Annotated in this window: 10 protein-coding genes and 1 pseudogene; 5 read left to right on the forward strand and 6 right to left on the reverse strand. The window is 51.7% G+C overall.

The window, feature by feature from the left end; translation table 11 throughout:
• Nucleotides 1-52 precede the first annotated feature (52 nt).
• From AABA21_RS03440 to AABA21_RS03460, 4 genes and pseudogenes are all read right to left on the reverse strand, one after another.
• On the reverse strand, nt 53-1,066 hold the full coding sequence (locus tag AABA21_RS03440) for a tagatose 1,6-diphosphate aldolase (protein ID WP_420917127.1): 1,014 nt from the start codon (nt 1,064-1,066) through the stop codon (nt 53-55).
• 82 nt (nt 1,067-1,148) lie between these two features.
• Nucleotides 1,149-2,101: pseudogene (locus AABA21_RS39225) on the reverse strand (1-phosphofructokinase family hexose kinase).
• Entirely contained in the window at nt 2,088-3,179 is a 1,092-nt protein-coding gene (locus AABA21_RS03455) for an SIS domain-containing protein (RefSeq protein ID WP_338247582.1), read from the reverse strand. The pseudogene AABA21_RS39225 and the gene AABA21_RS03455 overlap by 14 nt, the downstream one beginning before the upstream one ends.
• A gap of 32 nt (nt 3,180-3,211) precedes the next feature.
• The gene (locus AABA21_RS03460) at nt 3,212-4,456 is read right to left on the reverse strand and encodes a Gfo/Idh/MocA family protein (protein WP_338247583.1); all 1,245 of its coding nucleotides are present in this window, start codon (nt 4,454-4,456) and stop codon (nt 3,212-3,214) included.
• A gap of 513 nt (nt 4,457-4,969) precedes the next feature.
• Here AABA21_RS03460 and AABA21_RS03465 point away from each other — a divergent pair.
• The 5 genes from AABA21_RS03465 to AABA21_RS03485 all read left to right on the forward strand — a co-directional run bounded on the left by AABA21_RS03465 (nt 4,970) and on the right by AABA21_RS03485 (nt 11,399).
• The gene (locus tag AABA21_RS03465; RefSeq protein ID WP_338247585.1) at nt 4,970-5,746 is read left to right on the forward strand and encodes a DeoR/GlpR family DNA-binding transcription regulator; all 777 of its coding nucleotides are present in this window, start codon (nt 4,970-4,972) and stop codon (nt 5,744-5,746) included.
• A gap of 227 nt (nt 5,747-5,973) precedes the next feature.
• Complete coding sequence (locus tag AABA21_RS03470) at nt 5,974-6,741, forward strand: ABC transporter ATP-binding protein (protein ID WP_338247586.1); 768 nt, start codon at nt 5,974-5,976, stop codon at nt 6,739-6,741.
• Complete coding sequence (locus AABA21_RS03475) at nt 6,738-9,161, forward strand: FtsX-like permease family protein (RefSeq protein WP_338247588.1); 2,424 nt, start codon at nt 6,738-6,740, stop codon at nt 9,159-9,161. Before AABA21_RS03470 ends, AABA21_RS03475 begins: the two co-directional genes overlap by 4 nt.
• A 67-nt stretch (nt 9,162-9,228) precedes the next feature.
• On the forward strand, nt 9,229-10,752 hold the full coding sequence (locus AABA21_RS03480; RefSeq protein ID WP_338247589.1) for a sensor histidine kinase: 1,524 nt from the start codon (nt 9,229-9,231) through the stop codon (nt 10,750-10,752).
• The gene (locus tag AABA21_RS03485) at nt 10,749-11,399 is read left to right on the forward strand and encodes a response regulator (RefSeq protein WP_338247591.1); all 651 of its coding nucleotides are present in this window, start codon (nt 10,749-10,751) and stop codon (nt 11,397-11,399) included. The genes AABA21_RS03480 and AABA21_RS03485 overlap by 4 nt, the downstream gene beginning before the upstream one ends.
• Before the next feature lie 48 nt (nt 11,400-11,447).
• On the opposite strand, the gene AABA21_RS03490 is transcribed toward AABA21_RS03485, so the two are convergent.
• Both AABA21_RS03490 and AABA21_RS03495 read right to left on the reverse strand, forming a co-directional pair.
• Nucleotides 11,448-12,326 carry an NAD-dependent epimerase/dehydratase family protein gene (locus tag AABA21_RS03490; RefSeq protein WP_338247592.1) on the reverse strand — a complete coding sequence of 293 codons (879 nt, stop codon included), beginning with the start codon at nt 12,324-12,326 and terminating at the stop codon, nt 11,448-11,450.
• Nucleotides 12,327-12,511: 185 nt separating this feature from the next.
• Nucleotides 12,512-13,909, reverse strand: a complete 1,398-nt coding sequence (locus AABA21_RS03495) for a hypothetical protein (protein WP_338247594.1) — start codon at nt 13,907-13,909, stop codon at nt 12,512-12,514.
• Nucleotides 13,910-14,029 lie beyond the last annotated feature (120 nt).

The following is a 14,029-nucleotide window of genomic DNA, read 5'->3' on the forward strand; positions in this document are numbered from 1 at the left end:
AATCACAGGATGCATCCTGTGATTGTCGCGTTCTTTGTCTCCTGGAACTTATCTATTTATCTATCACCTCTATAGCATCCAAACCGCCATAGATGGTGTACCAGGGCTGCGCGCAGGCGGCCAGAACTTCATCGAGGGCCTGGATGTTGCGCACGCCCTGATCGAGCAACCACGCTTCCAGGGCGGACTCACCATCCTGCACGAAGACGGAGATGCCCCCCTTCCAGGTGGCCCGCCCACAGAGGACTCCGCTGAAGGGGACACCCGCCTCAGCCGCCAGTTCCAGGGTCTCACGGAATACGGCATCGTCGACACCGCCGCTTAAGTAAATAAAAGGGATCTTCGCGGCGGCCGCGGCGGCCTGGAAGTGTTCAATGGCGGCGGCGCGCTCATACGCCACCTCTCCTCCTTTATATGCCAGACTGCCAGCCAGGTAGGTGCAGTTGATGGGCACCTCCACCTTGAGCATGTCGACGCCGTAACGGGGTTTCGAGAATTCCTCAATAGTAGAGCGGACATATGCTGGCTTCAAGCGCGCGAACTCAAAACTCTTCTCCGGGTGAGCGTTATCATACACTAGAGGCTCAAGAAAGAAAGGAACATCCAGGGCCTTGCATTCGTCTCCTACACGCTCGACGAAGGCCTGCTTGCTGTCATTGATCCAGCCTTCATCGGCTGGATTATAATAGAGCAAGATTTTGACTACGTTGGTGCCAGCCTCGACCAGGCGGCGCGCGCTCCACTGGGGAAGCAGGCGCGGCAGGCGGCCAACGGCATTCTCATCATAGCCGGTCACCTCATAGGAGAGCAGTGCCCCACAGCCCGGTGCGCGCTCACGCAGAGCCTCTAACCCATATTCGGGATCAAGTAAGACCGCGCTGGCATAGCGCGTCAGCACCTGCACCACCTTACCCTTAAAAGTTGAGATGGTCTGCGCCGTTCCATAACCTTCCTTCAGGGCATTGATACTCTTCTTAAGCGACCCACGCTGATCCATGGCCACTGCGGCAATAATGCCTTTATCATTGGCACAGGCTTTGATATTCTCAAATTTACCACGGCTGATCTGTACCACTGTTCTTTATTCTTTCTTTTTTCAATCCAACAATTTCTTTGCTCTATCTCATAAAACCGTAAGGTACCATTCCTTATAAAGCAAACCTCTGGACATGGGGCAGGATATCTACAACTTGCTGGTACGTAAAACGTCCAGCACCGAGTTGTAATGTATTGGCCGCTCCAGATGCAGCACCCAGCCGGGTAGCCTCTTCCAGATCCTGCCCACGGAAGTTCGCCGCGACGATGCCAGCCAGCAGGCTATCTCCACTGCCGGTACTACAGATAGCGGGAACGGAGGGACATGACCAGCCAAATGTGTGATTAGCACGTGAGCGACCCACCACACCGGCCTTTCCCAATGTGATGATGACCTCTTGCGCTCCGCGCCTCTGCAAAACGGCGGCCGCCTCCAGGGCATCCGTTGGCGTATCGATATGCATCCCGGTCGCCTGCGCGGCTTCAAATTGATTGATCTTCAATAGCGCTGGCTCCAGGGTAAGCGCGGCGGGAAGCTGGGCCCCATGCGTATCCAGGAAGACAGGGACATCGTGGCTTCTGGCTCGCTGGATGAGCGCGCTCAAACCATCCGCCGGCGTTCCGGGGGGAAGCTCCCGTTAACTACCAGCAACCTGGCCTCTACCAGGAGCCGGTCGACCAGTTGTACCAACCCCGACCATTCCTCAGAAGTTATCGCCACTCCATTCTCATAGATCTCCGTCAACTGATGACCAGCGATAGGATCAACAATAGTCAGGCAGGTGCGCAACTCGGCGTCCACTTCCTGCGCGCTCACACGCAATCCCTCTTGCGCGGCCAGATCAAGCAAGAGTTTCCCTGCGTGTCCTCCAATCGGACCAACGACTGTTGGTTGTCCACCAAGCGTACGCAGGGCCCGCGCGAAATTAAAGCCTTTTCCTCCGGCCAACGTCATCACCTCTTGAGGACGATGAATCTTCCCGAGTGTAAAGCCCGGCAGCACCACGGTTTTATCCAGGGCGGGATTGGGAACGACGGTAAGGATCATGAGCCTATCGCTCCCCATCCAGCACAACCACGGCGCTCAGATTATGCGGGGTGTCGGGCGTCTGCCCATTCGCCCGTGCGCGGTAGTACCCCAACAGTTGGAGCAGCGGCAGATAGAGCACACCCCGACTCGCCTCTGGCAGGCCAGAATTAAAACTGATGGAGAAATCGACCTCGGTCGGCGGGACAGGCTGCTCAGAAAGGGCCAGAGTCTGGCCGCCCAGCGCCCGCATCTCGCGTAGCACGGCGAGTTCATAGTCACGGGCCTGATCTGAGAGCAGACCCACCACCAGCGTGTGCTCATTTACCATCGACATGGGACCATGGCGAAACTCCATAAAGTGAAAGGCTTCCGAGACCGAGAGCGACATCTCCTTCATCTTTAAATTGATTTCGGAGGCCAGTCCGTATTGCAGACCCGAACCGAGAAAATAGAAGCGCTCGATATGTTTGTCCTCACCCAGGCGTTGCGCCAGGTCATGGTAGATATTCAGCAGTTGCTCGCCCAATGCGGGCAGCGTGCGCATACGCTCAAGTTGTGCTTCATACGCCAGGGCGACGGCAGCCTGCGCGGCCAGAAACATGGCGCTAAAAGAGCGTGTCTGCACAACACTCTGTTCCTGCCCTTCATCTATGATCAGCGCCAGGTCGCTCAGTCCAACCAGTTCCGCCTCGGGATAGCAACCAATCGTAATTACCGGTCCATTGTAATGCTGCTTGAAGGCCTGCGTGGCGCGAATCGTTTCAGTAGTATGCCCCGAGCGCGAGATAGCTAATAACAATGGCTGACTATCGGACGCGATCACGGTGGCGGGGAAAAAAAGGAGTTCAGAAGCGGGCACTGCGCGGGCACGCACACCCAGTTGTTGTTGCAGTAGAGGCGCCACCGCCTGCGAAAGATAGTAGGTTGATCCGCAACCGGTCACCACGATCTCTGAAAATCGCCTCGCCTGCCAGAGCGTCTGGATAGCATCTCTTTGTGCCGCCACAACCTCCAGCGCCGCGCTCCATGCGGTAGATTGAGTCAAAATCTCACGCAGGGTATGGGATTCATATTGGGTAGGGATACTATGCGTTAATTGGGTTTCATTGCTCATAATAAGCTCCTTATATCTCTTCCCCACATCACTTAGATCGCGACGCCACGATTTTCGCGGCGTGCCTGCTCGGCTGCGAACACGGTCAGGTGCGTCTCCAATGATTCCTGGGGGCCGGAGAGGATCTTAGCGGGATCGCGCTCTGTGACGGCCGCTATGAAGCTCTGCATCAGCTTGTAGTCTCCACCACCATGGCCACTCGCTTCCTCTACACGCTCGATGTCGTATTCACTGGTCTTTTCCGTCAGGAAATCATAGTGTACGATCTTGTGGCCATTGCCACGGATCTCACCCCGCGTACCAAAGATGATCGTCTCACGATCACGCGTCTCGCTGGTAGCGATCATGGTAAAAGACGCGGTCGCGCCATTTGCATATTCCAGATTGACCACCTGGTGATCGACTACATCGTTATCGCACTCGTAGACGCAGCGTCCATAGGGACCGGTGCGCAGCACATTCAGTACGCCCTGCTCCGAGAAGTCGGTGGTGATTACATCTAGCGGCCAGCCTGTACTTCCGCTGGCCAGACGTTTGAGGTAGAAGCGTTTGGCGGAATAGGGGCACTCGCTCTCGTACGCGCAATCGAGACAGCGCGTGGCATCGCCCGCGGCGGCCGGTTTCTGTTCCTTCCTGAAGTGTAGCAGCGAACCAAACGAGGTAACATTTACACAGCGCTGGCCGATCATGTAGCGCAGCCAGTCGATATCATGGCAGGACTTGGCCAGCAGCATAAATGAAGAACGTTCTTCATTGCCCCAGTTCCCACGCACAAATGAGTGCGCATAGTGCCAGTAGCCAACCGGTTCCAGGTGCTGTATGCTAACAATCTCACCGATCAATCCGGAATCGAGCAAGGATTTCAGCTTCTGGGTATAGTTTGTGTAGCGCATAACGTGGCCGACGGCAAAAATGTTCTTATTCGCCTGTACCGCCTCAACGATACGCCGGCAACTTTCCGCATCAGGTGCCAGCGGCTTCTCCAGTAAGATATCGTACCCCTTATTGGCGAAGGCGATGGCTGGATCTCGATGCAGTATATCCGGTGTAGCAATCACGACCGCATCCGCGAATTTCGGCCGATCCGCCAGCTCCTGCCAGTCGGAGACCACATTTTCGTTCGCCACCTCGTGTATGGTCGCCAGGTGCGTGCGATAATAATCGCGCGGGTCCGCCACACCGACAACCTCTACCTGGTCAGGATGTTTCTGGGCATAGCCAGCGTACGTCTTTCCTCTACTGCCTGCGCCAATAATCAGTAGTGTAACCGGTTTCATCAGGGTTTCCTTCCTATTAAATAGCAACATCTTAGAGAGCAATATCTCAATATGATAATTCTATCCTTTTGTGCCGGTAATGGCGATTCCCTCGATAAAGCTCTTTTGGAAGATTATAAGCATACCTGGCATGGGTCATAAGGCCGGGGCCTCCCTAGCCATTTGTCATCAGCTATGCCCATCACCTCCCTGGTCAATATTGCTCCATAGCAATAGCCAGAAAATCGGTCATATTCAATCAAATAAGACACTAAATTGATCATTTATTTTCGAAGTTACCATTAAACTTCCTATTTGTCAAGCTTTCACGCACATAATCAATCACACATTGATCGAATCCTTGACATCGTCTGGCATTTCCCCTATACTCCGATCAGTATACCGATCATCAATAAAACGGTGGCAGATGGCATTCCCTGGTATCTCTTCTCATAGAGGCGCGATGATGTGCTCAAATCCCCGGTGAAATCTTTGGGAGGAGAACGACAAACAGGTGGAAAGAAGCGTGTTGACATGGGTACAGAAACGCCATTAACAACCAGGCGGCTTCAACAGATTGAGCATATCCTCAAACAACGCCAGCATATTCGGGTGACCGAGTTAAGCGAACAGTTGGGAGTGAGCGAGCCCACCATTCGCCGCGATCTAAAAAAGCTGGAAGCGATCGGCCGCGTGCACCGCGAGCATGGAGGAGTAAGCGCGCCCACCTCTACGACAAGCGAGCCTCCGGTCCTGCAACGCGTGACGGAAAACATTGAAGAAAAACGTCGCATCGGGCTCCTGGCGGCAGCGCTAATCCAGGATGGTGAAACCCTCTTCCTTGGCTCGGGCACCACTACCCTCGAGGTGGCCCGTCACCTCAATGAAAAGAAGAATCTGACCGTCATCACCAATGCGCTCAATATCGCCCATCAACTTGCGGGCAATGAAAACATTACCCTGATCATCACCGGTGGCGTGATCCGCCATTCCGAACTATCCATGATCGGTCATATCGTTGAGCAGACACTCCGGGAGCTGCGCGCAGACAAAGCCATCATTTCTATGCGCGCCGTCAGCCTTCAGGATGGCCTGACCAATGTCGATCCCCTGGAGACCAATACCGATCGCGTCATCATCCAGTGCGCGCGCCAGGTCATCCTGGTGGCCGACCACAACAAATTCGATAAGATCGCCACCGGCGTCGTTGCCCCCATCACCGCCGTACACACCATCGTCACTGACGATCAAACCCCATCCACCACCATCCAGCGCCTGCGCGGCCTGGGCATTGAGGTCTATCAAGCCTGAAGACGATTGCACCCATCCTAAAACAGTTAATAGCAACACCGCTACCTCTTTTCGCTGCTTGACATAGGCATCTACAAACAACATCTAACCATAGGTAGAGCCAGAATCTAACTCGAGATGGATCATTTTGTGGCTATATCGCTTTATACTCATCCAGGAATCCTGAAATAGTGCTTCAGACAAAGGATATGCTCCATAAATTAAGCATCTGGGAGGATTACATTGATATGTCCGATACGCATACATCTCACAACCATCTTTTATCTACGTCACCATTGATACAGGTTGAACACCTTACCCACACCGTTACGGCACGAACACAACAAACAACACTCCTCAACGACATCACATTTCGCGTGCCTGCAAAAAGTCTCTTCGCTATCAACGGACCATCGGGAAGTGGTAAGTCTACATTGTTAAACATGCTCGCTGGCATTGATCAACCGATAAGAGGATGTGTTATCTTTGATGGCCGCGAGCTAAAAGCTCAAAGCGAAAATGCTCTGGCTCACTGGCGTGGACGCAATGTGGGCATCATCTTTCAGTTTTTTCAGTTAATTCCTACCCTTACCGCCTTGGAAAATGTTTTGCTGGCACTGGAACTGGGAGGTGGTGGAGGGCTTCGGAGCAAGGACTGGCGTGGGCGCGCCCATGTGTGTCTGGATACGGTGGAGATGGGTCCCTTCGCCCATCGCTTGCCTGCTGAATTATCCGGAGGCCAGCAGCAGCGCGTCGCCATTGCACGTGCCCTGGCCAATGATCCACCGGTCTTGATTGCCGATGAACCAACCGGAAACCTTGACTCGATAACCGCGCATTCAATCTTTAAAACGATGGCAAACCTCACGCGCCAGGAAAAAACAGTTATCTACGTTACCCATGATCCTCAACTCGCCTCGCTCGCTTCCGCGAGGATTGACCTATTGGATGGACAGATTGTCCACGCAGATGGCACAACTGCTATCGTCACACCTTTAAAGGAGGTACATTCATGACTGCAGGCATGCGTAAGCTTATAGCCGATATGACATTGAGAAAAGGGCGCACGCTGCTGATAATGATTGGCATCCTCGCCGGCGTCTTCGGTCTGACCAGCATCAATCTGACGAAAGATATGCTTTTTTCAGCTTACACTTATACCATTGAAAATCAGGCCACGCAGCCGGATATTACGATGCTGATCGATACACCAGATCCTAACCTCATCTACACACTGCAGTCTGTTTCCAACGTCAAGACGATACAATTTGAGACCCGTATCTCTACTCTGTGGCACATCAGTAGAGCGCCCGGCTATACTCCCCTCAAAATTGTGAATTACCCTAGCGTAAAAAAACAATCATCTACCACCTTGAATCCATTTGAGCTTGTAAGCGGTCGCTATCCACAGGTTGGTGAAATTGTGATGGAATATGGGAATACCGCTTTAGCAAACTTCAATATCGGTGATACGGTCAGCATTGATACGATTCATGGGGAAGCCCGCCTGCACGTAGTGGGAATAGTACGTACTGCAGGCGTCAATCCAGCAACTTCAGGCAAAGCACTGGCTTATATGAGTGATGCAGGGATACGTCAATTAGATGTGATTACAAATAGCGATGAACCCAACCGCCCCTCACGCCAGTTTTTGATTCATTATAAAATCGATAATATCACGCAGGTGACTACGACAGCCAGGGCTCTACAAGATGTGTTACAACATCAACATGTACGCGTCCTGGCTACCACTTTTCCAGGACCTTCTATGGTGCCGCTACAGCAAATAGCTGGCATTTTTACTTTGCTCATGATCCTGGTTATTCTGGCTGTATGGATAGATGCCATCCTCATTTTTAATACGGTTACAACGTTCATTGCCGAGCAGACGGCGATTATTGGTACAATGAAAACGCTGGGGGGAACGCAGTGGCGCATTATGAGACATTATCTGGGTTTTATAATTATCTGCAGTTCGTTGGCAACTATCCTGGGCCTGGTCCTGGGGATCGCCGGGGGCGATGCTCTGGCCTCTACCCTTGCACCATCTATTCCTCTGGCCCTGGGGCCTTTTACGCTACCATTCAATTTTATCCTGCTTGCGTTTCTTGTCGGTATGGGTGTACCAACGTTCACAGCCTTGCTCCCACTATGGAATGGAACGCGTATCACTATCCACGAAGCTCTTTCCGCTTATGGTATCAATAGAGGGAAAGGAAATGCTGTATTATCCCATTTTGGCTGGCGAGCCAGCTGGATCCCACAAACAGTGTGGCTGGGGCTGCGCGGCTTTTTCCGCAAGCGTTGGCGGGCATTCCTCACTATCTCCATGCTTAGCATTACTGGCGCAAGCTTCTTAGTGGTCCAGACCTTGACTGTTTCTATCGATCATACTGTCAGCTCGGTCTTTACCAACTTTCGTGCCCAGGTTGAAGTCGACCTGGGCTCTCAGATGACGCTTGGTCAGATTACCAAAGATCTCAGCGGCATTCAGAATATTCATACCATTGAACGTTACGGTCAAGGAGGAGCAAACACCCGATGGGGACGCCTTGCGCTCTGGGGAATTGAACCACAGACACACATGTATCATTACCACCTGACTGGCGGACGCTGGTTGCGACCAGATGATGATAATGTCGTCCTTATTAGTAGTCATTTTTCAGCATTAACAGGCCTGACCGTTGGCGACGAGATTGCGGTAAGCAATATGAATAATCAGCCCGCAACCTGGCATATTATTGGCATCATCGATGAAAACGTGAATGGGTTAGGACAGATGGGGGCCGCAATCGTTCCTGTAAATACTCTCTATCAGTTTCAGGGCATCCCTGCCAATACTGTCAAAGATGCCGCGTCACGAGTTTTGATACAGGCGGGTGATGCTTCGGCACCCGCAGTACAAAAAATCACACAGCAGATCGGCAATGTGGCCATCAACATGATGAGGAGTGGTTCTGTGGAGCGCGGCGGTGGGATCGTAAATGTCTACCTCGTACAGGATGAGGTTATTCGCCATCAGCGTAGCTGGTTTATCTCGTACATTTTGCTCTATGGGGTTGCGCTCATAGTCGGGATCACTGCTCTTATAGGCCTGGCTAATGAGTTAACCGCTTCGGTGCTGGAGCGCCGTCGTGAAATTGGCATGCTGCGAGCCATGGGTGCTAGCTCCTGGCAGGTCGCGCAGGTCTTCTGGATACAGGGCCTCTCACTCAGCGTTATAGCCTGGGTCATAAGCGCTATAGTGGGACTACCACTGGCCTACGCTTTTTTACAGCTCTTTAGTCAGTTTGTGATGCCCATTGACTTTGTCCGCGATCCCTTCGCCTTTCTGCTGATGTTGCTAGCACTGCTGGCTATGGCAACCCTGAGCAGCATCGTTCCAGCCCACAACGCATCTCGCCTGCACATTGCTGAGCTTCTACGTTATGAATAAAAACGGTATAGTAAAATAATAGCGCCTTAAACTAGTTTGGCTACAGCTATATAAGGAGTTGCTCTGTATGCGAGTGATGCATTGGTGCGTTGGAAACCTTTTCTGGCGCCTCACATTAACGTATCTGTTCGCAACATTTGTCGCGGCGCTGGTAACTGAGTGCTCGATCACATTGCCGCCAGTGTTGAGGGATCTCCAACAAGCCAATGTATCACCTCTGGAAGTATTGGAAAAACAGGGGGGCGCGCGCGTCTCTGCCACGCGAGATAGCATACCAGCCAACCCAGATGAAGAGGCGTTGCGAGACGCGCTCGTGCTACCACTCTTTGATGACATCCATCAGGATGAGCCTCGTCTTACATTTATAGCGCTTATCGATCATAACGGCCACATTTTAGCTTCAACCTCCTGCAGCCGCTCACAATTACTTTCTCTGGGTACAGGAAAATGTACGCAACAAGCACAACACAAACTCACTCAGCTTCAAACCTATCAGGCAACCCAACAGATTTTGCGTGACGTCAGCACTTCCTATCCATCTACAAACCCCATTATTCATCGTCTGCCAACGGGTGAGTCTCTTGTTAGCATACCCATACAGAACGCGAACAAGCAGGCCACAATCAATCTGCTCGCCGATATAGATGGTTCTCTCAGCACACAAAATACGCACACGATATCACCCGGCATGGTTATCTCTTCATTATGGAACTACTGGCAACCGGCAGGATTTTACTTTATTTTCTTAGCCAGCGCCTTAGGTACTGTCGCGGGAATGCTTATCTCACATAATCTTACGCACCGCTTGCACCATATAACCCTGGCAAGCCAGGAGTGGAGCAAGGGCGAATTCCAAAATATAATCCATGATAAAACTCATGATGAGTTGGGGCAACTGAGTAAAACCCTCAATACTATGGCAGGACAACTACGGCTATTGTTACTAACACGGAAGCAGCTGGCAATTATAGAGGAACGTACACGTCTGAAACGCGACTTACATGATGCGGTAAAGCAACATCTGTTCGCGGTACAGATGCAGCTATCTACGGTGCGTGTTCTCTTCCAGAAAGATGCGGCATCATCATATCGGCATCTTATTGAAGCGGAAAAAGGAGCGCTGCAGGCCCAGCAAGAACTGGCAACACTTATTGAAGCTCTTCACCCGGTCGCCCTTACTGAGAACAATCTGGTTGTGGCGCTGCAAGAGTTCTGCCACACCTGGTCTGAACGCACAAGGATTGCGGCATCCGTGCATATAGAACAGCTACCACCCTTAAGCACCGAAATTGAGCTGGCTATCTTTCGCGTCGCACAGGAGGCCCTCTCGAATATAGCACGCCACAGTGGAGCACGCAATGTAACACTCAAGCTACTCTCAGCATCAGGTGAAATCACACTCAATATAACAGATGATGGACATGGCTTTCATCTTGCTACGGCTCACACCAGAAAACACGGTATAGGACTCCAGAGTATGCGTGGACGCATCGAAGCTCTCGATGGACTGTTCACCATTGAGAGTGCAACGTGCCATGGCACATCTATCACTGCATGCATCCCACTGGCCAGAAAAAAGGAGGAAAAATGACAGAGATCATTCAGGTAGGTATTGCCGATGACCACGCGGTAGTTAGGCAGGGAATACAGGCTTTTTTAGCCACCCAACCCGATATACACGTTGTTGGCGAAGCCAGTTCAGGAGCAGAAGCTATTGAGCTGGTTAAAAAATGGCGGCCCGATGTGCTCCTCCTTGACCTGGTCATGCCAGGTGTAGACGGTGTGGAGACAACACAGTGCGTGAAGCACATAAGTCCCCAGACACACATTGTAATTCTGACGTCTTATGTACAGGATGAATATATTTTCCCCGCTATCCGCGCCGGTGCACTTTCCTATCTCCTCAAGGAGTCTGGCGGAGAAGAAATTATCAACGCGATCCATAAAGCTACCCGGGGCGAAGCTATACTCCATCCACGTATCGCATCGCGTGTCGTCCAGGAATTGCAGGGAAAACATCACCCAGAGATCAACCCATTTCGCGAACTTAGCGAACGCGAATTAGAGGTTCTGCGCTTAATCGCCAATGGACTCAGCAATGCCATGATTGCGGAACAACTGGTGATCAGTGAGGGCACGGTAAAAAGCCATGTCAACAATATTTTAAGCAAGCTGCATCTCACCGATCGTACGCAGGCAGCTATCTTTGCCTGGCGCGAGGGCATCGTTCGCAAATAGAGATATCCTCCACCAGCTCTTTATCGCCTTTTTGATGTCTGGATGCGCCTACCAGCCGGGATCACCGGGGAAGATACCATGTTGTGGCTGCCAACCAAGCTGTTCGCGCAAACGCTGGTTGCTACAGCGATACGATGGCTCTTCAGGCAAAGCCGTATTATATGCTGGTCGGGATACGTGTAGCCGGTCAGCCAGTGTGGTGATATAGTCCCGGTATCGCAACGGCTCGGCAACTACGTTATAGGTCGTGCCGCCTGGTGCCTGCTCAAGCGCGCGCACAAAGGCATCGGCCATATCGGCAACGTGGATAGGAGACAGAAAGTTCTGCCCCTGACCGGGAATCTGAACCTGCCCGTTGCGCAGGCGCTCCAGTAGTTTTTCCTGACCCGTTCCCGCTCCCACAAAGAGCCCACCCCGCAGAATGCTCCATTGCAGTTGATCGGGTGGCACGGCACGCACCATGTGTTCCATCTCAATCACCGGCGCACAAACCAGGGCGCGGGCCGGAGTCGTATCCAGGGGCTGGTCTTCGTCCAGCCAGGCATCACCACTATCGGGATAAGCCATCACAATGCTCTGCTGCAGATAGCGCTGAGCACCTGCTCGCAGTGCCGCATCAAGCAGGCTCCGCGTCCCTTCCGTACGCAGGTGCGTGTTCGCCTTCCAGGCATCGGGATCAGCCATATTGGCGGGGATAGCGGTGGCTATATGTACAACAGCGTCGCATCCTCGCATCAGTTCTGGCAGGCGCTGCTGCGTCTCTGCCTCCAACACTTCCCCCACCGTTGCTTCGATCCCTGCCTCCCGCAATACCTGCGCCTGCACGTCTGAACGCACCAGCGCATGAATCTCGTGTTCCACTTCCCTCAAACGTGGCAACAAAGCACGTCCAAGAACACCGGTTGCTCCAATAATAAAGATACGCATCCCAATCAATTCTCCTTACGCATTTATAACTATGCTCAAAAGCTATATAAGTTATATACTTACCGCACATAGGTTGGTATAAATGGAGACAAACATACTGGTTGCAATGTGACAGCCTAAGCTCTATAACATCCATCTCTCTTGCAACAGTCATGAAAGGATGCAGACACTCTGGTAGAAAAGATTTAGTGGGAAGGCATGATATCCACAAGAAGTGCACCTTGTGCAGGCACAGTAAGTGTCATCTGTCCATTTTTGACGAATGTTTGCCCCATGACCTGGTCCTTGTATTTTGCATCGAATTGCCTGATTGTGCCGCTACCCTGGCGCAGTAACGCTGATACGTCGGCCGTAAGCTGCTGATTGGCTTTGCTATTCGTATTGGTAATCAACAAGGAGAGGTGTCCAGTGGTGCTCCTGGTTGTAATAGCCTTGAGGGTGGAACCAGGTGTATTGACGGTGCTCTGATAGGTCGGACGACATCCTTGTAGCGCACGAATCGCCATGCGAAGCGCGTAATAATCAAGATGGCGCGTTCCAGTATTATTAATCAACCCAAAGGCAACAGTGCCATAATTATAGAGAGAGAAAATATTGCTGCCATAGACATAGTTATTGCCAGGTTCAGAGCCGCGCATAAGATTGTTGATAATTGAAACACCCATTGATGCGGTATCGTACTTGTTGTTTAGTGCATAACTGCCCCATTCGCTAAGCCAGACTGGATCGGCTCTGTGGCCTGTCTCATTGAGCCACAAGTGTGCCATTTGCACGCGAGGAAGGATATTTGAATCATAGTCGTGCAGATCAGCCGTATCGATGTCGTTGGGAATCTGTTGGAGGAGATCTCTAGTCCAGGCATTGCCAGTTGTGCCAGCTGCTCCATAGATATGATAAGAGCGTCCCGGCAAATACGTGTGATAGACATATTTGATGGCATCAGCCGTATAGTGGAATAAGGTGATATATTGGGCCTCATTGCCCTTCCATCCCTGTGAGGCCAGATTGGGCTCATTTAGTACTTCAAAGTCGTTGACATTGTAGTCATTGCGCACATTGAGCCAATAGACAGTGGCAAAGACATGTTCCCACCACTCATTCCAATCGGCCTGTGTTGTTGGTGGATTGGCGATCCAGGATGGGTTGTTGAGATTATCAACGTTGCGCAGCGTTAACAGCGTACGAATGTGATCAGCCTTCAGAGTGCTAAAGAATGTACGGGCGTTTCCGTGCCAACTAGGATTTTGATATGACCACCAGTAATCGCTGCCGTTGGGGGGATTCGTCATGACATTGTCCCACCAGGACCAGTTAATCACGTCGGGATTGGCCTTGATCTGATCTATGGTTGGCAAACCATAAGTCGAGCTGTCATCCTGGTACTCCCAGCGGGACATTCCGCCGTAGACATGATAAGAATTGATGCCAAGATCTGTGAAGTCAGCACTATTAAAGTCACTGCTACCCTCAGTCGCGCCGATATAGCACGTACTAACGCCCCATTGATTCCCCTTTACGCTAATCACTGTTCCTTTCTCCGTTACAGACGGAACAGTACTGGTCGGTTGAGAACTAGATGGCATTCCGGATGTTGTTTGAGAACAAGCGCTCAGTAGGAGTACCAGCAAAACGAAATACCATAGACGTGAGAAACGAAGTACTTTCATTGCGTTTTTTTTGCCTTTGTATGTATTCTGTTCATT

This window comes from Dictyobacter halimunensis, assembly GCF_036245075.1.